This is a genomic window from Mesorhizobium sp. M0808 (assembly GCF_040320025.1).
GTDB lineage: Bacteria > Pseudomonadota > Alphaproteobacteria > Rhizobiales > Rhizobiaceae > Mesorhizobium.
Window position 1 is genome coordinate 183,541 of the sequence record NZ_JAMYOX010000002.1, and the last position, 21,532, is coordinate 205,072.

At 63.6% G+C, this 21,532-nt stretch carries 14 protein-coding genes, 1 tRNA gene and 2 pseudogenes; 9 read left to right on the forward strand and 8 right to left on the reverse strand.

Features of this window, described 5'->3' with window-relative positions:
* Window positions 1-7 precede the first annotated feature (7 nt).
* The 3 genes and pseudogenes from NKI25_RS03950 to NKI25_RS03960 form a co-directional block, all read right to left on the reverse strand.
* The gene (locus tag NKI25_RS03950; protein WP_352702250.1) at window positions 8-673 is read right to left on the reverse strand and encodes an ABC transporter permease; all 666 of its coding nucleotides are present in this window, start codon (window positions 671-673) and stop codon (window positions 8-10) included.
* Between the two features lie 212 nt (window positions 674-885).
* A pseudogene (locus tag NKI25_RS03955) lies at window positions 886-1,679 on the reverse strand (transporter substrate-binding domain-containing protein).
* Window positions 1,680-1,730: 51 nt separating this feature from the next.
* A complete protein-coding gene (locus NKI25_RS03960; RefSeq protein ID WP_023676274.1) occupies window positions 1,731-2,540 on the reverse strand; it encodes an ABC transporter ATP-binding protein in 810 nt (269 codons plus the stop codon).
* 217 nt (window positions 2,541-2,757) lie between these two features.
* Between NKI25_RS03960 and NKI25_RS03965 the strand changes: the two genes are divergently transcribed.
* The 3 genes from NKI25_RS03965 to NKI25_RS03975 are packed head-to-tail and all read left to right on the forward strand — an operon-like array spanning window position 2,758 to window position 5,948.
* Window positions 2,758-3,606, forward strand: coding sequence for a dimethylarginine dimethylaminohydrolase family protein (locus NKI25_RS03965; protein ID WP_352591054.1), 849 nt, complete (start codon window positions 2,758-2,760; stop codon window positions 3,604-3,606).
* Window positions 3,603-5,183: a 5-guanidino-2-oxopentanoate decarboxylase gene (locus NKI25_RS03970; RefSeq protein WP_352783893.1), complete on the forward strand. Its 1,581-nt coding sequence runs from the start codon at window positions 3,603-3,605 to the stop codon at window positions 5,181-5,183. The genes NKI25_RS03965 and NKI25_RS03970 overlap by 4 nt, the downstream gene beginning before the upstream one ends.
* 57 nt (window positions 5,184-5,240) lie before the next feature.
* Window positions 5,241-5,948 carry an SDR family NAD(P)-dependent oxidoreductase gene (locus NKI25_RS03975; RefSeq protein ID WP_023676277.1) on the forward strand — a complete coding sequence of 236 codons (708 nt, stop codon included), beginning with the start codon at window positions 5,241-5,243 and terminating at the stop codon, window positions 5,946-5,948.
* 107 nt (window positions 5,949-6,055) lie between these two features.
* Here the strand turns inward: NKI25_RS03975 and rpsA are convergent, their stop codons facing one another.
* The 4 genes and pseudogenes from rpsA to aroA all read right to left on the reverse strand — a co-directional run bounded on the left by rpsA (window position 6,056) and on the right by aroA (window position 10,273).
* Window positions 6,056-7,753: a 30S ribosomal protein S1 gene (gene rpsA / locus NKI25_RS03980; RefSeq protein ID WP_023676278.1), complete on the reverse strand. Its 1,698-nt coding sequence runs from the start codon at window positions 7,751-7,753 to the stop codon at window positions 6,056-6,058.
* Window positions 7,754-7,958: 205 nt separating this feature from the next.
* Window positions 7,959-8,609, reverse strand: a complete 651-nt coding sequence (cmk, locus tag NKI25_RS03985; RefSeq protein ID WP_352635059.1) for a (d)CMP kinase — start codon at window positions 8,607-8,609, stop codon at window positions 7,959-7,961.
* A gap of 30 nt (window positions 8,610-8,639) precedes the next feature.
* Window positions 8,640-8,918, reverse strand: a pseudogene (locus tag NKI25_RS03990) (DUF6881 domain-containing protein); the annotation flags it as partial.
* Window positions 8,915-10,273, reverse strand: a complete 1,359-nt coding sequence (gene aroA / locus NKI25_RS03995) for a 3-phosphoshikimate 1-carboxyvinyltransferase (RefSeq protein ID WP_352783896.1) — start codon at window positions 10,271-10,273, stop codon at window positions 8,915-8,917. The pseudogene NKI25_RS03990 and the gene aroA, both read right to left, overlap by 4 nt.
* Window positions 10,274-10,467: 194 nt before the next feature.
* Here aroA and NKI25_RS04000 point away from each other — a divergent pair, with 194 nt between their 5' ends.
* Both NKI25_RS04000 and NKI25_RS04005 read left to right on the forward strand, forming a co-directional pair.
* A complete protein-coding gene (locus NKI25_RS04000; RefSeq protein WP_023676282.1) occupies window positions 10,468-10,857 on the forward strand; it encodes a TIGR02300 family protein in 390 nt (129 codons plus the stop codon).
* Window positions 10,858-11,020: 163 nt separating this feature from the next.
* Window positions 11,021-11,096, forward strand: a tRNA-Ala gene (locus NKI25_RS04005).
* 228 nt (window positions 11,097-11,324) lie between these two features.
* On the opposite strand, the gene NKI25_RS04010 is transcribed toward NKI25_RS04005, so the two are convergent.
* Entirely contained in the window at window positions 11,325-11,627 is a 303-nt protein-coding gene (locus tag NKI25_RS04010) for a hypothetical protein (protein ID WP_352745867.1), read from the reverse strand.
* 63 nt (window positions 11,628-11,690) lie between these two features.
* Between NKI25_RS04010 and NKI25_RS04015 the strand changes: the two genes are divergently transcribed.
* The 4 genes from NKI25_RS04015 (at window position 11,691) to NKI25_RS04030 (ending at window position 21,392) form a co-directional block, all read left to right on the forward strand.
* A complete protein-coding gene (locus NKI25_RS04015) occupies window positions 11,691-11,909 on the forward strand; it encodes a hypothetical protein (RefSeq protein ID WP_352998201.1) in 219 nt (72 codons plus the stop codon).
* A 2-nt stretch (window positions 11,910-11,911) separates the two neighbouring features.
* The gene (locus NKI25_RS04020) at window positions 11,912-17,623 is read left to right on the forward strand and encodes a HAMP domain-containing protein (RefSeq protein WP_352998231.1); all 5,712 of its coding nucleotides are present in this window, start codon (window positions 11,912-11,914) and stop codon (window positions 17,621-17,623) included.
* A 52-nt stretch (window positions 17,624-17,675) separates the two neighbouring features.
* Window positions 17,676-19,742, forward strand: a complete 2,067-nt coding sequence (locus NKI25_RS04025) for a PAS domain-containing hybrid sensor histidine kinase/response regulator (protein ID WP_245274681.1) — start codon at window positions 17,676-17,678, stop codon at window positions 19,740-19,742.
* 150 nt (window positions 19,743-19,892) lie between these two features.
* On the forward strand, window positions 19,893-21,392 hold the full coding sequence (locus tag NKI25_RS04030) for a helicase HerA domain-containing protein (protein ID WP_352998202.1): 1,500 nt from the start codon (window positions 19,893-19,895) through the stop codon (window positions 21,390-21,392).
* Window positions 21,393-21,532: the final 140 nt, after the last annotated feature.

The window sequence follows — 21,532 nt, forward strand, 5'->3', positions numbered from 1 at the left end:
CCAGCCATCAACGGGCCTCCTTGAGCGACGGCATGCCGCGGCGGGCCCAGCTCTCGATGCGGCCGATGATCAGGTTGGAGACCAGTGTCAACAGAAGGTAGATCGCGCCGGCGGCGACAAAGAATGTCAGATAGGCTTTGGTGACGCCGGCCGCCTGCCGTGTCGCCAATGTCAGCTCGAAAAAGCCGACGACCGCCAGCAGGGCGGTGTCCTTGGTGGCGATCAGCCAAAGATTGGCAAGACCGGGTATGGCGAACGGCAGCATCGCCGGCAGCGTGATGCGCCGCAGCAGCAGGCCGGGAGACATGCCATAGGCGCGCGCGGCTTCGATCTGGCCCTGCGGAATGGCGAGGATCGCCCCGCGGATCACCTCGGTCGAATAGGCGCCCTGGACGAAGCCGAGCACGGCAATGCCGGCCGCCAGCCCGCTAATGTCCATGCGCTGATAGCCCATTGCCGTCAGCATCTGATTGATCAGGTCGGTGCCGGCGTAATAGAGCAGAAGGATCAGCACCAGCTCCGGCACGGCGCGCACGACTGTCGTATAGACTGCCAGGAGATCTCGCACCACCGGACCACCATACAGCTTGCCGGAGGCGCCGCCGATGCCGATCAAAAGGCCGAGACAGGTGGCGCCGACCGCGATCTCGATCGTATGGAACAGCCCGACCATGAGCGTTCCACCCCAGCCCGGTGGCGTGGGCGAGAGAAGCGCGATGGCAGAGGCGGCCCAAGCCGGAACAAATGCGTCGATCAGCGTCGCCCTCGAATTGCTGGCGCTAAAACCGCCGGCGATCTCCGCCCGCGGAAGCACGCGTCGATGGATTTCGAATAACCACGCGGCTCTATCGGGGCCGCGTGGTTAGTCGCTCATGGATGAGGTCGTCAGTTCGACTGCGTGTCGGCGCCGTAAATGTCGAAGTCGAAGTACTTCTTCGAAATCTCGTCATATTTGCCATTGGCGCGGATGGCCTTGATACCGGCGTTGATCTTTTCCTTCAACTCGGTGTCTTCCTTGCGGACGCCGGCGCCGACGCCGGGCCCGAGAATGGCCAGATCCGGCGCGACCATGCCCTTCAGATCGCAGCATTGCTTGCCCTGGTCCGATTTTAGGAAGGCGTCGAGGGCAATGGAATCGGCCTGCACCGCGTCGACCCGGCCGGCGGCAAGATCCTGGTTGGCCTCGTCCTGGGTCTGGTATTCCTTGATTTCCGCCGCGTCGGCGAAGTGCTTCTTGGCGTAGTCGGCGTGTACGGTCGAGACTTGGACGCCGATGATCTTGCCCTTGAGGTCCTCCGGTGTTGAGCCGAACTTCTGGTCCTTCGGCCCGATGACGCAGTCGGGGTGTTGTAATATTTGTCCGAGAAGGCGATCGTCTTCTCGCGCTCGGCGGTGATCGACATCGAGGCGGCGATAAGATCGATCTTCTTGGTCGTCAGCGCCGGAATGATGCCGTCCCAGGCGACGGGGGTGATGACGCAGTCGAGCTTCTCCTCGGCGCAGACGGCATCGATGAATTCGATCTCCCAGCCGACCCATTTGCCGGAAGCGTCCGGCGAGGCGAAGGGCGGATAGGGTTCGGCGGCGACGCCGATCTTGACCGGATCGGCCTTGGCCACGCCCATCGCGGCAACGCCGAGCAGCAGCGCTGCGGCAAAGGTCTTGAGAATAATCTTCATCGTCATGACTCCCAGTTTTGTTGTTGTTCCCGGTTTTCGTCCGCCCACAGTTTAACTGATGTTGCGGATGAACTGCTTCAGCCTTTCGGATTTTGGTGCGCCGAAGATCTGTTCCGGCGGCCCTTCTTCCTCGACCAGCCCGTTGTGGAGGTAGACGACATGCGTCGCGACCTCGCGGGCAAACTTCATCTCATGGGTAACCAGCACCATAGTGCGGCCTTCGCGCGCCAGGTCGCCGATCACCTTCAGCACCTCGCCGACCAGCTCCGGGTCGAGCGCCGAAGTCGGCTCATCGAACAGCATGACGCGCGGGTTGATGGCCAGCGCCCTGGCGATCGCGGCACGCTGCTGTTGGCCGCCCGACAGATAAGCGGGATAGACGTCGCGTTTTTCGGCCAGGCCGACGCGGGCGAGCAATTTTTCCGCCTCGCCGATCGCCACATCGCGCTTGACGCCGAGCACATGCACGGGAACCTCGATGACGTTCTCGATCAACGTCATGTGGCTCCACAGATTGAAGTTCTGGAAGACCATGCCGAGCTTGGAGCGGATGCGTTCGATCTGCTTGCGGTCGGCGGGCACGGTGTGGCCGTAGCTGTCGGCCTTCAGCTTTATCTCTTCGCCATTGACCCGGATGATGCCGCTGGTCGGGTTCTCCAGGCAGTTGATGCAGCGCAGCAGCGTCGATTTGCCCGAGCCGCTGCCGCCGATGATGGCGATCACCTCGCCATCGCGCGCCGACAGCGAAACGCCCTTCAATACATGCAGCTTGCCGAAATTCTTGTGCAGGTTCTCGACGTGGATGGCTTCGGCAGCGCCGTTCTGCGCCGTATGCTTCAGGGCGGTGGCCGGCGCTGTCATCGTCGCGGCGCCCCGCGGAGCAGCCGAGGCAGTCCTTGCTGGAATTTTTTACCCATTACCCGTCACTGGACAGCGTTCCGATTCTCAAGATGGACCGTTCCGCTTGCCTCCGTCAACCGCAGTTTTTGGACCATTGATCACGGCCTGCCGAGTGGCTATTGGCAGGAGGGGCGCGTTTCAGGAGAACTTAGTGGGCAAAGCATACGGGTCGCAGTCGATGGCCGGGCCGCTGCAGCGCGTGCTGATGCGCTCCGCCGCCAGCGCCATGCGTCGGGCCGAAGCGCTGGAGTGGCACTATGGCCCCGGCTTCGATCCACAAAAAGCGGCAGCCCAGCATGATGCACTGGCCAGGCTGATTTCTGTCTCAGGCGCCGAAATCGAATGGCTGAGCGACGCCGATGACGGGCTTGCCGATTCGGTCTTTACCCACGATCCGTCGCTGATGACCGACCATGGCGCGGTCATCCTTGCCATGGGCAAGGCGCTGCGCCGGCGAGAGCCCGGCCTGCACGAGGCAGCCTACGGGCGCATGGGCATCCCCATCCTCGGCCGTATCGAGGCTCCCGGCCAGGTCGAGGGCGGCGACTGCGTGTGGGTGGATGCAAACACGCTGGCCGTCGGCCGCGGCGTGCGCACCAATCAGCACGGCATCCAGCAGCTCTCCAACCTGCTTTCACCCAAGGGCATCCAGGTCTATGGCTTCGACCTCCCGCTCTGGCAGGGCGAGGAGGCCTGCCTGCATCTGATGTCGGTGATCAGCCCGCTCGCAGACGATCTGGCGCTGGTCTATGCGCCCCTCCTGCCGGTCGCCTTCCACCAGATGCTGCGCGAACGCGGCATTCGGCTGGTCGAGGGCGACGCCGACGAATTCTTCGTCTCGAATGGGCTCAGCCTGAACGTGCTGCCGACCGCGCCGCGCCAGGTTATCGCCGTTGCCGGTTTTCCGAAGACGGCGGCTGCCATGCAAGCCGCCGGCTGTACGGTCTCGACATTCGAGGCCGATGCGCTGTGCATTGCCTGCGAGGGCGGCCCTACCTGCCTCACGCGCCCGGTGCTAAGACAATGACGACCATCGGCGAAGCGCTCATCACCTTGCTCGAAGCGCACGGCGTCGACACCGTCTTCGGCATTCCCGGCGTACACACGGTCGAGCTCTATCGCGGGCTTGCGCGATCGAAGATCCGTCACGTCACGCCGCGCCACGAGCAGGGCGCCGGCTTCATGGCTGACGGCTATGCGCGCGCCAGCGGCAGGCCGGGTATCGCCTTCGTCATCACCGGGCCGGGGCTGACCAACACCATCACCGCCATGGGTCAGGCGCGCGCCGATTCGGTGCCGATGCTGGTAATCTCGGGCGTCAACGCCACACCGACGCTGGGCAAAGGCCTTGGCCATCTGCATGAACTGCCGGACCAGCGCGGCATGATGGAGAAGGTGGCGCTGTTTTCGCACCGTGTCACCGAGGCCGGCGAACTGCCCGGCGTGCTCGCCCGCGCCTTTGCGCTGTTCTCATCCTCGCGTCCGGGTCCGGTGCATATTGAGATCCCGACCGATGTCATGACCATGCCGGCCAACGGCATCGTGCCGCTGCTGCGGAATTCAGCGCCGCCCGGGCCGGATGTGGCGGCGATTGCAGAGGCGGCAAGGCTGTGCGCGTCTGCCAGCCGGCCGCTTATCCTCGCCGGTGGCGGCGCCAAGGCCGCCGAAGCGCCGTTGCAGCACCTGGCCGAGAGGCTGGGAGCGCCGGTCGTCCAGACCGCTAATGCGCGCGGCCTGCTCTATCGTCATCCACTTGGCGTGCCGGCCAGCCCCAGCCTGAAGGCGGTGCGTGCGCTGATCGCCGATGCCGACCTGGTCATTGCCGCTGGCACCGAATTCGGTCCGACCGACTATGATGGCTATGGCGACGGCGGTTTTGTCCTGCCCGCCAACCTGATCCGCATCGACATCGGCGCCGACCAGCTTGCCCGCCGGCCTGCGCGGATTTCGATCCAGGCCGATTGCGGAGCGGCGCTCAAGGCGCTGCTTGCCGAAATCGGCACGCACGAGACGCCATTGGATGATGGTTCAGCCCGCGCCGCCGCGACGCGGCAGGCGGCCTTTGCCGAGATTGGCCCGGCCATGCAGGCGCAACTGCGCGCCGTCGAGACGATCCGCGATGCGCTGCCTGGCGCGATCATCGTCGGCGATTCGACCCAGCCGGTCTACGCCGCCAACCTCTATTACGATCATGACCGGCCGGGCGGCTGGTTCAACGCCGCCACCGGCTTCGGCGCGCTCGGCTATGGCCCGCCGGCGGCGATCGGTGCCGTCCTTGCCAGGCCTGAGGCGCCGGTCGTTTGCCTCACCGGCGACGGCGGCTTCCAGTTCACCCTGCCGGAACTGGGCGCCGCGCTCGACGCGGCGGCGCCGGTGATCTTCACAGTCTGGAACAATCGTGGCTACCGCGAGATCGAAACCTCGATGCTCGACGTCGGCGTCGAGCCGGTCGGCGTCTCCCCGGCACCGCCGGATTTCTGCAAATTGGCCGAAGCCTACGGCATTGCCGCCGAGCGGATTTCCGGCACCGGCGGCTTGGCGGACGCGCTTGGGCGCGCGCGGGCGACTGGACGACCTTACGTCATCGAGATTTCGGTTGAGTGATCGCGCGAAAGGCGCGACCTTCCGCATCGGCGGCGCGCAATGACGGAGCGGTCGAATATGACGGAAACACTGGACGGCAGACATATCGTGGTGACCGGCGGCACCGGTGCCCTTGGCGGCGCGGTCGTAGGAAAACTGCTGGAGCAGGGCGCGATCTGCCATGTGCCCAATGCCCACGCTGCCGCGCCTGCGCATTTTCCCTTTCCGGCGCATGACCGCGTCAGGCTGGCGCACAATGTCGACCTTGCCGACCCTGCCAAGGTCGACGCCTTCTATGCCAGCGTTCCAGATTTATGGGCATCGGTGCATCTTGCCGGCGGCTTCACCGCGGCGCCGGTCGAGAAGATCGAACCCGCCTCCTTCGCCGAGATGATGGACACCAATGCCCGCACCACCTTTCTGTGCTGCCGCGCGGCGATACGCTCGATGCTGGGATCTTCCGTGCCGGGTCGCATCGTCAATGTCACCGCGCGAGCCGGGCTCGATCCGCGGCGCGGCTCCGGCAAGGTGGCCTACGCCGCCGCCAAGGCGGCAGTCGCCGCGATGACCGTGGCGATAGCCGAAGAGCTGAAGGGCAACGGCATCCTGGTCAACGCCGTGGCGCCTTCGACGCTCGACACGCCGGCCAACCGGGCTGACATGCCGAACGCAGATTTCAGCAGATGGGTCAGCCTTGAAGCGGCCGCCGAGGCCATTGCCTATCTCGCCTCGCCGGCCAACATGGCCATCAGCGGCACGCTGGTGCCGCTTTACGGCAGGGCCTAAGCCTGCGGCTCGTCACAAGCAAAAGGTCACAAGCAAAAGCCCCGCCGGATCGTTCCGGCGGGGCTTTTTTTGTTTCGTTTATAACCCGCGCGAGGCGCGGTGTTGGCTTAGCTGCCCTGCTTCTTCAGCGCGGCGCCAAGGATGTCGCCCAGCGAAGCGCCGGAATCGGTTGAGCCGTACTGAGCGACCGCTTCCTTCTCTTCGGCGATTTCCAGCGCCTTGATCGAGACCTGCAGCTTGCGGGTCTTCTTGTCGAAGGCGATGACGCGGGCGTCGACTTTCTGGCCGACGGTGAAGCGCTCGGGGCGCTGCTCGTCGCGGTCACGGCTGAGGTCGGAGCGCTTGATGAAGGTCTCGATGCCGCTGTCGACCAGCCGCACTTCCAGACCGCCATCCTTCACGCCGATAACCTCGCAGGTGACGACTGCGTTCTTGCGCAGTTCGCCTGACGTCGCTGCTTCGCCGACCGTATCCTTGGCCAGCTGCTTGATGCCGAGCGAGATGCGTTCCTTGTCGATGTCGACGTCGAGCACCTGCGCCTTGACCATGTCGCCGCGATTGTACTCCTCGATCACCTGCTCGCCAGGACGGGTCCAGTCGAGGTCGGAAAGGTGGACCATGCCGTCGACGTCGCCTTCGAGGCCGATGAACAGGCCGAACTCGGTCTTGTTCTTGACCTCGCCCTCGACCTGGCTGCCGACCGGGTGGCTGCGCGCGAAGGCCTCCCACGGGTTCTCCAGCGTCTGCTTGAGGCCGAGCGAGATACGGCGCTTGGCCGGATCGACTTCGAGCACCACCACGTCGACTTCCTGCGTCGTCGACAGGATCTTGCCGGGATGCACGTTCTTCTTGGTCCACGACATTTCCGAAACGTGGATGAGGCCTTCGATGCCCGGCTCCAGCTCGACGAATGCGCCGTAGTCGGTGATGTTGGTGACGGTACCCTTGATCTTCTTGCCGATCGGGAACTTGGTGCCGATCTCGGACCACGGATCGCTCTCGAGCTGCTTCATGCCGAGCGAGATGCGGTGGGTTTCCTGGTTGATGCGGATGATCTGCACCTTGACCGTCTGGCCGATGTTGAGGATTTCGGTCGGATGATTGACGCGGCGCCAGGCCATGTCGGTGACGTGCAGCAGGCCATCGATGCCGCCGAGGTCGACGAACGCACCATAGTCGGTGATGTTCTTGACGACGCCTTCGACTACTTGGCCTTCTTCGAGGTTCTGCACGATTTCCGAACGCTGTTCGGCGCGGCTTTCCTCGAGCACGGTGCGGCGCGACACCACGATGTTGCCGCGGCGGCGATCCATCTTGAGGATCTCGAAGGGCTGCGGGTTGTGCATCAGCGGCGAGACGTCGCGGATCGGGCGGATGTCAACCTGGCTGCGCGGCAGGAAGGCCACAGCGCCGTCGAGGTCGACGGTGAAGCCGCCCTTGACCTGGTTGAAGATGACGCCTTCGACGCGTTCGCCCTTGGTGAACTTCTCTTCGAGACGGACCCAGCTCTCTTCGCGGCGGGCCTTCTCACGCGACAGCATGGCTTCGCCAAGCGCATTTTCGATACGCTCGACATAGACCTCGACCGTGTCGCCGACCTTGAGCGTCGTGTCCTTGCCCTTGACGCCGAATTCCTTCAGCGGCACGCGGCCTTCGACCTTGAGGCCGACGTCGATGATGGCCATGTCCTTCTCAATGGCGGTGATGATGCCCTTGACGACCTGGCCTTCGCCGGAATGGCCGGCGGAAAATGATTCTTCGAGCAGGCTCGCGAAATCATCGCGAGTGGGATTTGCAACTGACATAGTTTCTCCTGGAATGCCCCGCAATCTGTCGCGGGGCCGGCGCCGTGGGTTAGCGTTGCGTTGGCCTGCCGGCGTTCCGGGCAAAAAGCCCTTGGCCGCCCTTGAGCGGCAATTCCGGCGCATGAAGAATGCTGGCAGGCTGGTTCCTACCCGATATGGGAATTCTTGTTGTCGCCGGCAATCGGCGGCGGCAGGAAAACCCGGCTCAGGCTTCGTTTCTCTTGGCCAGGACGTCGTCGATGATCACCTGAGCTGCCAGAAACGCGGCCTCTATAGCCATTTCCGACGTGTCGAGCAAGTGCGCATCGGCGGCCGGCTTCAAGGGCGAGTCCATGCGGCCCATGTCGCGCTCGTCGCGGCGCACGATATCGGCAAGGATTTCATCGAAATTAGCGGTGCCGCCGATGCTCTCGATTTCATCCAGCCGCCGCTTTGCCCGCACCTCGGCGCTGGCCGTGACATAGAGTTTTACGTCGGCATCGGGACAGACGACGGTGCCGATGTCGCGGCCGTCCAGCACTGCGCCTGGCGGCGTCTTGGCGAAGTCGCGCTGTTTGTCGACCAGTATACGCCGCACTGACGGGATGACCGCCACTTTCGACGCCGCCTCGCCGACCGCATGCGCCGACAGCACCGCCCGGTCGAGCTTGGCCAGATCAACCTGGCGGGCGGCGGTTTCGGCGGCCGAGACATTGTCGAGCGGCAGGCCAAGCCGAAGCAGCGCATGGGCTACCGCGCGATAGGTAAGGCCTGTGTCGAGCAGGTTCAGCCGGTAGTGATCGGCGAGCCGCCGGGCAAGGGTGCCTTTGCCGGCACCGGCAGGTCCGTCGATGGCGATGGTGAAGGACGCCGTCATATGCCGTCGCGAGGCAAGCGCCTGCTGCCAACGCTTTTCAAACTCTGCCGCCGTGACTTCCACCGCCTCAAATACAGGATCAGCGTTGATCTCGTCGAGGGCCGGAAAAGGTTGGTCTGAGTTCGTTGTCCCGCCAACTTCGAGGTCCTCTGATCCATCTGGCGCGACGCCACGTGACGCAAAACCGACTGAACCGTCCCGATAGAACTCTATTGTTCTCGACTGACAGTTGTCGTCGGCAATCTCATACCAGAGATGAGATGGTTGCTCCGGCCGCTCGTGCTTCCAATGTACGCAGACATATTTCATTCAATCTCCGCGCCCAGCCCCTTCATCAGTCCCATGAATTCCGGAAAGCTCGTTGCGATCATCGCCTGATCGTCGATGGTCACCGGTTTTTCCGTCGCCAGCCCCATCACCAGAAAGCTCATGGCGATGCGGTGATCGAGATGGGTCTGGACGATGGTGCCCTGTCCGTTGGGATGCTGGCCGAGGCCCTTGCCGCCGGGCTTTCCGCGCACGACAAGCGAGGCCTCGCCTTCGCTGCAGTCGACGCCGTTGAGCTTCAGCCCTTCGGCCACTGCCGACAGCCGGTCGGATTCCTTCACGCGCAGCTCTTCCAGGCCAAGCATCAGCGTTTCGCCCTCGGCGAAGCTGGCCGCCACGGCAAGCACCGGATACTCGTCGATCATCGTCGGCGCCCGTTCCGGCGGTACGGTGACGCCTTTCAGCTCGGAGTAACGCACGCGCAGATCGGCAACATCCTCGCCGCCTTCGGTGCGCGGATCGATTATGTCGATGCGCGCGCCCATTTCCTGCAGCGTCAACAGAAGTCCGGTGCGGGTCGGGTTCATCAGCACGTTTTCGATGGTAATGTCCGAGCCCGGCACGATCAGCGCCGCCACCAGCGGAAAGCCGGCCGAGGAGGGGTCGCCAGGCACCGCGATCGTCTGCCCCATGAGCTTGCCCTGGCCTTCGATGAAAATGTGGCGCACGCCGCGCTCGTCGGTCTCGACCGACAGATTGGCGCCGAACCCCTTGAGCATCTTTTCGGTGTGGTCGCGCGTCATAACCGGCTCGATGACTGTGGTGATGCCCGGCGTGTTCAGCCCAGCCAGCAGCACCGCCGACTTGACCTGCGCCGATGCCATCGGCACGCGGTAGGTGATCGGCGCGGCGTGCTTGGGCCCGTGCAGCGTGATCGGCATGCGGTCGCCGGGCGTCGCCTTCAGCACCTGCACGCCCATCTGGCGGAGCGGTTCGAGCACCCGGCCCATCGGCCGGCCCGACAGCGAGGCGTCGCCGATGAAGGTGGTTTCCATGTCATAGGTGCCGACCAGGCCCATGGTGAGGCGTGAGCCCGTGCCGGCATTGCCGAAATCGAGCGGGCCTACCGGCTGCAGCAGCGCGCCGTTGCCGGTACCGCGGATCACCCACTCAGCGCCATGCTTCTCGATATGGGCGCCCATGGCCTTCATGGCAGCGCCCGTACGCATCACGTCCTCGCCTTCCAGCAGCCCGGTGATGCGGGTTTCGCCGGAGGCCAGGCCACCGAACATGAACGAGCGGTGCGAGATCGACTTGTCGCCCGGCACCCGTGCCGCGCCTGAAAGGCCAGATGATTTGCGGGCGGTGGCCTGCTTCGGGGCGGCAGTGTGCGACATGGTTCTTTCCTGAAAACGCCGGCGGCCGGCCATTTTCTGCTGGTTTGCGGGGTCTCCTATCATGGCGTACCGAAATGGTCATCCCCTTGGTATGAAGGCCTTCGAATTCAAGCTTTTTGGGACGCCGGCTTTTCGCTTTGACAGCGCCGTAAACTCTGGTTAAGGGGACCAAACTTTCATCGACGAGGCTTGCTGTGGCAAAACCCGAACTTGGCACCAAACGCATCGACCCGGAGACGGGTCGAAAATTCTATGACTTGAACAAGGACCCGATCGTCTCGCCTTACACGGGCAAGAGCTATCCGCGCTCCTATTTCGAAGAAGGCAAGATCGCCGCTCTCGAGGAGGAAGAGGAAGTTGCCGAGAAGGAAGTGGACGCCGAGGAGGAAGAGGGCGTCGAGGTCGTCTCGCTCGAAGAGGCGGACGAGGACGCGAAGGCCGACGAGCTTCCCGATCTCGGCGATGACGAAGACGATGTTGACCTTGGCGATGACGAGGATGACACGTTCCTCGCCGACGAGGAGGAAGAAGACGACGACGTTGCCGACATGATCGGCGTCGGCGAAGACGACGACGAGGTCTGAGCGAACCGCATTCGCCGGCTTTCGCGGCGCTGCCTAGAAAAAGCGGTTCTTGAAGGCTTGATATTGACTGAAGGCGGGGTTAGAAGCCGCCTTCACTAACGGCGCGGTCTAGAACCCGCGCCGGATCTCTTCGCCGGAAACGGCGCCGGTGAACTGCCGGAGTGGGGCCATAGCTCAGTTGGGAGAGCGCTTGAATGGCATTCAAGAGGTCGTCGGTTCGATTCCGATTGGCTCCACCAGTTCTCTCCGCGAAATCAGCAGAACGCCCGCCCGCCCGTCCGGGCTGGCCGCCGCCTATCGCAGAACCTAGCTGAGACTAGTTAATCGGCCGCCCGGCTTGGGCTCGCCGATCCATTCAGAAGTAATGAGCCCGTGCCCGGTCAGTGCATGTTTCTGGCTGTGGTTTGAACCGCGAGCACCGGTCTGGACCAGGCAGCGGGCTGAAATGACGGCTGAGCAAAACTCCGTTACTTGTTGCAGTTCTGCATATCCGACGTCATGGCGCCGCTGGGGGTATTGTTGTCGGTATCGCTGCTCGCCGTATCCTTACAGCGGTCCTCCATACCGTTTGTCTGCGGCGTGGTGGCGTTCGTTGCGTTCGGATCGATCGTGTTCGGGGTAGTTGCGCTGCCGGTCCCGGTGTTGCCGCCGGAAGTGCCTGTGTTGACGCCGGTATTGGGGTCGTTACCGGTCCCGGAGCCCATGGATTGTGCCATGGCAGATGTGGCCAGGCCGATAGCAAGTAGGGATGCAGAGAGAATTTTCATCATCTTAGTGTCTCCATCGAGTTGCATCGCTCTATCGCGATCTATACCAACGAGAGTTTTTTCGAGATGTTCCGTTGGGCAGAAATATTGATCGATACATCATTATGGATCTTTGTTGCTCGTCGTTTCGTGAATGCGGCTGCGAAATTCCTGCCGCATAGCGGCAATTTCGTCTGGAACCAAATCGAGCATGCCGCGTTCTTGCGCTTGCGGGGTTGTGTCGGCCGCAGGGGACAGTTTCACCAGGACATTCAAGAAATCCGTGTGCTGGGAGGGGCGCTGTGAGCGTGCTTGCATCCACAAGGCAATTGGACCACCGTCAAATACTGAACGCGCTGAAGGCTTTTCGGAGCGGTGATTTCTCCGTTCGTATCGACAATGTCTACGCCGGCCTTGATTCCGAGATCGCCGACACCTTCAACGAAATCGTAGAACTCAACGATCAGGTCACGCGCGAGTTCGAACGCCTCAGCAAGGTCGTCGGCAAGGATGGCCGGATCGGCGAACGCGGCCGTGTCCGCAACGCCACCGGCAGCTGGGAATCGAGCGTCCGTTCCGTCAACGATCTGATCGAGGACATGGTTCAGCCGACGGCCGAAGTGGCGCGCGTCATCGGCGCGGTCGCCAAAGGCGACCTGTCGCAGACGATGATGGTCGAAATCGACGGCCGGCAGCTGCGCGGCGAGTTTCTGCGCATCGGCAAGATCGTCAACACCATGGTCGGGCAACTGGCCTCCTTCGCCTCGGAAGTGACGCGCGTGGCGCGCGAGGTCGGCACCGAAGGCAAGCTCGGCGGCCAGGCCCGCGTGAAAGGTGTGGCCGGGACCTGGAAGGACCTGACCGACAACGTCAACGCGATGGCGACGAACCTGACCGGGCAGGTGCGCAACATCGCCGAGGTGACGACCGCCGTCGCTTCCGGCGACCTGTCGAAGAAGATTACCGTCGACGTGAAAGGCGAAATCCTCGAACTCAAGAACACCATCAACACGATGGTCGACCAGCTCAATTCCTTCGCCTCGGAAGTGACGCGCGTCGCGCGCGAAGTCGGTACAGAAGGCAAGCTCGGCGGCCAGGCGCGCGTCGAAGGTGTCGGCGGCACATGGAAGGACCTGACCGACAACGTCAACCTGATGGCCGAGAACCTGACCGGCCAGGTGCGCAATATAGCCGAGGTGACGACGGCTGTGGCGCTGGGCGACCTGTCGAAGAAGATCACCGTCGACGTCAAGGGAGAGATCCTCGAGCTGAAATCGACTATCAACACCATGGTCGACCAGCTGAATTCATTTGCCGGCGAGGTGACGCGCGTCGCCCGCGAGGTCGGCACCGAGGGCAAGCTCGGCGGCCAGGCGCAGGTGCGCGGCGTCGCCGGCACCTGGAAGGACCTGACCGACAACGTCAATTCGATGGCCGAGAACCTGACCGGCCAGGTGCGCAACATCGCCGAGGTGACGACTGCGGTCGCTTCGGGCGACCTGTCGAAGAAGATCACTGTCGCCGTGCAGGGCGAAATCCTCGAGCTCAAGGACACCATCAACACGATGGTCGACCAGCTCAATTCCTTCGCTTCGGAAGTGACGCGTGTGGCGCGCGAGGTCGGAACCGAAGGCAAGCTCGGCGGCCAGGCCGAGGTGAAAGGGGTCGGCGGCACCTGGAAAGACCTGACCGATAACGTCAACCTGATGGCCGCCAACCTGACCGGCCAGGTCCGCAACATCGCCGAGGTGACGACCGCCGTTGCCCGCGGCGACCTGTCGAAGAAGATCACCGTCGACGTCAAGGGCGAAATCCTGGAGCTCAAGGATACCGTCAACACGATGGTCGACCAGCTCAATTCCTTCGCCTCGGAAGTGACGCGTGTGGCGCGCGAAGTGGGGTCGGAAGGCAAGCTCGGCGGCCAGGCGCATGTCGAGGGTGTCGGCGGCACCTGGAAGGACCTGACCGACAACGTCAACGCCATGGCCGGCAATCTGACCGTGCAGTTGCGCGACGTCTCCAAGGTGGCGACGGCAATTGCGACCGGCGATTTGACCCAGAAGATCACCGTCGATGCACTGGGCGAGATCCTGCAGATCAAGGACGTCATCAATACGATGGTCGACCAACTGAATTCCTTCGCTTCCGAGGTGACGCGCGTGGCGCGCGAAGTCGGTTCGGACGGCAAGCTCGGTGGCCAGGCGCAGGTGCGCGGCGTTGCCGGCACCTGGAAAGACCTGACCGACAACGTCAATGCGATGGCCGCCAACCTGACCGGCCAGGTGCGCAACATCGCCGAGGTGACCACGGCGGTGGCGCTTGGCGACCTGTCGAAGAAAATCACCGTCGATGTGCGCGGCGAAATCCTCGAGCTGAAGGACACCATCAATACGATGGTCGACCAGCTCAATTCCTTCGCCTCGGAGGTGACGCGCGTGGCGCGCGAGGTCGGCACAGAGGGCAAGCTCGGCGGCCAGGCGCAGGTGCGCGGCGTTGCCGGCACCTGGAAGGACCTGACCGACAATGTGAATTCCATGGCCGAGAACCTGACCGGCCAGGTGCGCAACATCGCCGAGGTGACGACCGCCGTGGCGCGCGGCGACCTGTCGAAGAAGATCACCGTCGACGTCAAGGGCGAGATCCTCGAGCTGAAATCGACCATCAACACCATGGTCGACCAGCTGAATTCCTTTGCCGGCGAGGTGACACGCGTTGCCCGCGAGGTCGGCACCGAAGGCAAGCTCGGCGGCCAGGCGCGCGTCGAGGGCGTTGCCGGCACCTGGAAGGACCTGACCGACAACGTCAATCTGATGGCGACGAACCTGACCAACCAGGTGCGCGGCATCGCCGATGTCGTGACCGCGGTTGCCCAAGGCAATCTCAGGCGCAAGCTGACGGTCGACGCCAAGGGCGAAATCGCTTCGCTCGCCGACACCATCAACGGCATGATCGAGACGCTCGCAACCTTTGCCGACCAGGTGACGAACGTCGCCCGCGAGGTGGGCATCGAGGGCAAACTCGGCGGCCAGGCCCGGGTGCCCGGCGCTGCCGGCCTTTGGCGCGACCTGACCGACAACGTCAATCAGCTCGCGGCCAACCTGACCACTCAGGTGCGCGCCATCGCCGAGGTGTCGACGGCGGTGACCAAGGGCGATCTGACCCGCTCCATCAGCGTCCAGGCCTCCGGCGAGGTGGCGGCGCTGAAAGACAACATCAACGAGATGATCCGCAATTTGAAGGACCAGACGCTGAAGAATGCCGAGCAGGACTGGCTGAAGACCAATCTCGCCCGCTTCTCGCGCATGCTGCAGGGCGAGCGCGACCTGGCCACGATCTCGCGCCTCATCATGTCCGAACTCGCCCCGCTGGTGAATGCGCAATATGGCGTGTTCTATGTGACCAACCGCGACGAGGATGAATTCTATCTGGAGCTCGCCGCCTCCTATGGCGCCGAAAGCAAGGCGGAAATCAAGCAACGCCTCGATCTGCGTGAAGGGCTTGTCGGGCAGAGTGCCGCCGACAAGCGCGCCATCATGCTGGACAATGTGCCGCCGAATTTCCTGCGCGTTACCTCCGGCCTTGGCAATGCCGCGCCGGCGAACGTGATCATTCTTCCGGCTCTGTTCGAGGACGAGGTGAAGGCCGTCATCGAACTCGCCTCGTTCAGCGAATTCCGCGACACGCACCAGTCGTTCCTCAACCAGCTGATGGAATCCGTCGGCATCGTTCTCAACACCATCGCCGCCACCATGCGCACCGAAGGCCTGCTCAAGCAGTCGCAGCTGCTGACCTCGGAATTGCAGGCGCGTCAGACCGAACTGACCAAGAAGCAGGAGGAGCTGCACGCCACCAATGAGGAGCTGCAGGAAAAGGCGCAGCTGCTCGAGAACGAAAAGAAGCAGGTGGAGAACAAGAACCTGGAAATCGAGATGGCGCGGCGGGCGCTGGAGGAGAAGGCCGAGCAGCTGGCGCTTACCTCGAAATACAAGTCGGAATTCCTCGCCAATATGAGCCACGAACTGCGCACGCCGCTGAACTCGCTGCTCATCCTTTCAAACCTGCTCGCAACCAACCAGCAGGGCAATCTCAACGACAAGCAGGTCGAGTTCGCGCGCACCATCAATTCGGCCGGCACCGACCTTTTGAGCCTCATCAACGACATCCTCGATCTGTCGAAGATCGAATCGGGCACCGTCTCGATCGATATCAACGATATGCCCGTGGTGCATCTTCGCCAGCATATGGAGCGAACCTTCCGGCAGCTGGCGACCGACAAGGGGCTTGGCTTCACCATCAATGTCGACCCCGAGCTTCCGGAGACCGTCCGCACCGACGAGAAGCGCTTGCAGCAAATCGTGCTCAACCTTTTGTCGAACGCCTTCAAATTCACCTCGCAAGGCGAGGTCCGCTTGAATTTCCGGGCCGAAAAGACGGGCCGTCACAACGTTTCGGCGCAACCGATGGAGGCGCTCGCGATCGTGGTCACCGATACCGGCATCGGTATTCCGCAAGACAAGCAGAAGCTGATTTTCGAGGCCTTCCAGCAGGCCGACGGCACCACAAGCCGCAAATATGGCGGCACCGGGCTTGGGCTCTCGATCAGCCGGGAGATTGCCCGGCTGCTCGGCGGCGAATTGCGGGTCGAGAGCACGCCGGGCAAGGGTTCGACGTTCACTCTGGTCATCCCATTCGACGGACCCCGGATGGCCTTGGCCCCGCAATCGGCGTTGCTGCCGGCGATGGAGGTGGCCGCGACGACAGCGCAGCCGAGCCCGCCGTCCTCCGAATTGCTCGATGACCGCGACACGATCTCGTCGGAAGATCGGGTCGTGCTGATCGTCGAGGATGACCCGACCTTCGGCGGATTGCTGCTCGGCCTTGCACGTTCGGCCTGGCTGAAAGGCGTCCTGTCGACTGCGGGCTCCGGCACGCTGGCTTTGGCACGCAAGCTGGTTCCCGACGCGATTACGCTCGATCTCGGACTATCGGATATCGACGGCTGGGTGTTGTTCGATCTGCTTCGCCATGACCCGAAAACCAAGGACATTCCCGTTCATGTCATCTCGGGCGCCGAAGACATCGAGGTGCTTGCCCGCAAGGGTGCATCCAGCATTTCAACCAAGCCCGTATCGTCGGACGAACTGATGAAGGTCTTCCAGGATATTCATTCCAGAAAGCTCCGCGTCCAGAGCCGCGTCCTGATTGCCGATCCCGATCCCGAGCGCCGCCTTTCGCTGATCGAGGCGATCCGCGACGGCGTCACCTCGGTTACGGCGATCGGCCGCGTCGCGGCGAATGCGGACGAAATCGGCATGGCCAACTATGATGCCGTTGTGCTCGGCTTTGGCCGCTCGGCCAAGGACAACGCCCAGATGCTGGATGAGATTGCCGTCCTGTTCGGGCAGTTGGTGTCGCGACTGCTGTTCTTTGCGCCTCATCCGGAAGCGCTGCAACAGTCGCTCGCCTTGCATCCGGCATTGGCGGATGTTCCGCGGGCGGAGAATTTCGCGCAGCTGGCTCTCCTGATGTCGGCAACACTCCCCGGGCGAGGCCACGAAAACGATGGTGCGGCAGCCGAACAGCCGGACAAATTCGACCTCGCCGGCGCAAAGGTCCTCATCGTCGACGACGACATCCGCAACATCTATTCGCTTACCAGCGTTCTCGAGACCTATGACATCCAGGTACTGCATGCGGAGCGCGGCCGGGAAGGTATCGCGCTTCTGGAGCAGAGCCCGGACATCGATGCGGCACTGATCGATATTATGATGCCGGAAATGGATGGCTACGAGACGATGCGGCAGATCCGCAGCATGCCGGCGATCGCCCATATCCCGTTGATCTCGGTCACAGCCAAGGCAATGAAGGGCGACCGGCAGAAGTGCCTCGACGCCGGCGCCTCCGACTACATCGCCAAGCCTGTCGACCTCGATCTGCTGTTGGCATTGCTGCGTGTCTGGATCGGCCGTTCGCGATCCCGTGTCCATGGTCCGGAAAAGACGCTCATGGCAGTGAACTGACGGCCGCTCGATGCAGAAGCTGTCGAGAAACGGAGCAAGGAAGCTGGAGGTCATGGCGCCGGCAGCGGGGCCGGCAAAGGCGCGCATCCTGGCCGTGGATGACGACGAGCGCAATCTGCTGGCGATCGGCGAGGTTCTGGCCCCTATCGGTGAAGTCGTCTGCGTGCAGTCGGGCGAAGAGGCGTTGCGCGCACTGCTGAAGGAGGATTTCGCAGTCATCCTGCTGGACGTGCTGATGCCCCGGCTGGATGGCTACGAGACCGCGGGATTGATCCGCCAGCGCGAGCAATCCAGGCGAACGCCGATAATTTTTCTCACCGCCATCAACAAGGAAGACGCGCACATGCTGCGCGGCTACGACGCCGGCGCGGTGGATTACGTGTTCAAGCCTTTCGACCCGGCCATGCTGCGTTCCAAGGTTGCCGTGTTCGTCGAACTTCATGAGAAGACGCTCGAAATCCAGCAAAAGGCGGCTGCCGAGCAACGGCTGCTGGCCCAGGCACTGCAAGCGCAGAAGGAAAAGCTCGAGGCCGAGCGGGCGCTGCGCAGCGCACAGGAGCGGCAGCATGCCATTTTGAGCTCTCTTCCGGTCTGCTTCCACGCAAGGGCGGCGGAGCCGCCGTTCGGCGCCAGCTTTGTCACCGAAGGGGTCGAACGCCTGACCGGCTTTCCTGCGGAACGGCTGACCGCCGATCCAGGCTTCGGCCTGAGCCGCGTTCATCCCGACGATCTGCCGAGAGTGAGGGAGGTCCTGCTCGCAGCCAAGGCCACCGGCTCCTACACCTGCGAATTCCGCTGGCAATGCGCCGACGGCAATTACCGGATTTTTCTCGATCAGGGCGTCCTGTCGAATGGCTCCGACGGCCGGAAGCCCGAGATCCTCGGCACATTGCTGGACGTTACCGAACGGCGCGAGCTTGAGGACCAGCTGCTGCAGTCGCAGCGCCTCGACGCGATCGGCAAGCTTACCGGCGGCCTGGCGCATGATTTCAACAATCTGCTTGCCGCAATTCTCAGCGGATTGGGATTGCTCGAGCGCCATGCCGAGTTCGACGGACAGACCAGGCAGGTTCTGGAACTGACACGCCGGTCGGCAAAACAAGGCGCCGAGCTCGTCAACCGCATGCTTGCCTTCTCGCGCCGCCAGACGCTGCGGCCGCAGGCCGTGCGCCTCGCCGCGCTCGGCGATACAATGAACGGGTTGGTGGCCCCGGTCCTGGGCGGCCTGATCCGTTTCGATTGGCTTGTCGACGACACTGTGTGGCCGGCGCATGTCGATGCCGGCCAGCTGGAGCTCGCGCTGATGAACCTGGTCTTCAACGCGCGCGATGCCATGCCGTCCGGCGGCACGATAATCGTGGAGGCGCAAAATCGAACGCTAGGCAGTGCAGCCGAGGATATTTCGGCGGGCGACTATGTCGTGGTCACGGTCAAGGACACGGGGTCGGGCATACCGGCTGACATTCTCGCCAAGGTCGTCGAACCGTTCTTCACCACAAAACCGGTCGGCAAAGGCACTGGCCTCGGTCTGAGCACGGTGCATGGTTTCGTCAAGCAATCGGGCGGCACGCTTCGCATTGAAAGCACCGTCGGCAGTGGAACATCCGTCCAGCTCTGGCTGCCGCGTTCAATCGAGCGCCCGGTGGAAATCGCCGAGAAGTCCGATCCCGACGACAGCGTCGGGAATGCCGGCGAGGACTATCCATCGGTCCTGCTGATCGACGACAGCAATGTACTACGGGAACTGACGGCCCAATCGCTTCGCCAACACGGCTTTGCGGTTACCTGTGCCGGGGGCGGTGCCGAAGCGCTGGCGATGATCGAGCGGGCGCCGTACGATTTCGATGTCATCGTCACCGATTTTGCCATGCCGCTGGTCTCGGGCCTGGAGGTCATTCGGTTCGCCCGCAATCTGCGGTCCGATTGGCCGGCGGTGATGATAACGGGATATGCCGATGCCGACGCGATCGCCGACCGGCCTCCCGACGTGCCGCTGCTCGGCAAACCGCTGCGCGAAAAGGACCTGATGGAGAGCATTCTTGCGGCGGCCGCGCGCGCCGGCTCGCAGAAAGCCAGGCAGGCCCAGCCGGTGAAAGGCGGGTACCGGTTTTCGACCTGAAGAGGCAAGCCTCATCGAATCGAAACGGTACGTTCCGTATCCTCGATCGTCCGCGACATCCAGCCTGTGTGCAACACGGAGCGCCGGCCATGGCGCGCTCGACGGGCTGTGATGCGGTTGATAAGCCCTCTCCGCAAGGAGAGTCGAGACATGACCGTTGCGATCGAGATGGGCCAGACGAGCGCAGGCGCCCCGGCGGCGCTGGATCTTGAGGAACTGCTGGCGACGCGGCTTCTGGTGCAGGGCAATTCGGGCTCCGGCAAGTCCCACCTGCTGCGCCGGCTCTTGGAGCAGAGCGCGCCCTGGGTGCAGCAGACCATCATCGACCCCGAAGGCGACTTCGTGACGCTGGGCGACCGTTTTGGCCATCTGGTGATCGACGCCGAGGAGCATACCGAGCGCGGCCTGCAGAGCGCCGGCGAGCGGGCGCGCATCCACCGCGTCTCCACGGTGCTCAATCTCGAGGGGCTCGACGCCGAGAACCAGATGCGGCGCGCCGCCGCCTTCCTCGGCGGGCTTTTCGAGGTCGCCCGCGACCACTGGTACCCGATGCTGGTGGTGGTGGACGAGGCGCAGCTGTTCGCGCCGGCCGTCGCCGGCGAGGTTTCGGACGAGGCACGCAAGCTCTCGCTCGGCGCCATGACCAATCTGATGTGCCGCGGCCGCAAACGCGGGCTGGCCGGCATAATCGCCACCCAGCGGCTGGCCAAGCTCGCCAAGAACGTCGCCGCCGAGGCTTCCAATTTCCTCATGGGCCGGACTTTTCTCGATATCGACATGGCGCGCGCCGCCGACCTTCTCGGCATGGAGCGGCGCCAGGCGGAGGCTTTTCGCGACCTGGAGCGCGGGCAATTCATGGCGCTCGGCCCGGCGCTGTCGCGCCGTCCGCTCGGCTTGCGCATCGGCCCGACCGATACGAGTCCGCGCAATGCGACCCCGCGCCTGATGCCGCTGCCGGAAGCGGGACTGGAGGACGCGCGCGCGATCATCCTGGCGGCCCCGCCGCCCGAAACCGTGCGGCCGCAGCGCCGCTCGTCGCCGGACCTGCTCGATCAGCTGATGGCGGCAAAATCGGCGACGCTGGAAATCCGCCCCGAAGCGGTGGAGCCGCCGATCAGCGCCGAGGATTTGGCGGAGCGGCGTGAGCGGGTGGACCGGGTTCTGCGCGCCGTGCTGGCGCAACCCGACGCCGGGTTCCGCGTCATCGGCGTGCTCTATCAGGAGTTCGTGGTCCGCTGCCGCATAGAGGGCCTCGCCGCGGTCGTGCCGGATCTCCCCGCGTTCCGCCGCATGCTGACGCGCGCCCGCGCCGGGCTGGGCTCCGACATGGCAGGCGACGACGCCTGGCAGGACGTCTCGACGCGCGCCTCGCTGCTGCCCGAGGATATGCAGGGTGTCTTCATGATGATCGCTCGCGCCGCTAAGGAGGGCTGGCCCTGCCCGAGCGACGCGGCAATCGCCCGCGCCTACGGCTCGCACTCGCTACGCCGCGCCCGGCGCCTGCTGAGCTATATCGAGGAGCAAGGCCTCATCGTCTGCCAGCTTGATGGCACTGGAAGGCGGACGGTGACGCTGGTGGAGCTCGCCTGGGCGACGGCACCGGGCGATCCGAACGCGGAGGAGGCGGAGCAGGGGAGTTTGGCTGTGTGAGACTGGCGCCACGCTGCTCGGCGCATTGGCTGCGCTGTACGCTATGCTGATCTTCGCGATCGGGATCGAGGTCCCGCGGCGGCTGATCGGCAGAAAGCCGCTACGGCTCTAGATTGCCGGCGCGGTCGCAGTGATGATCG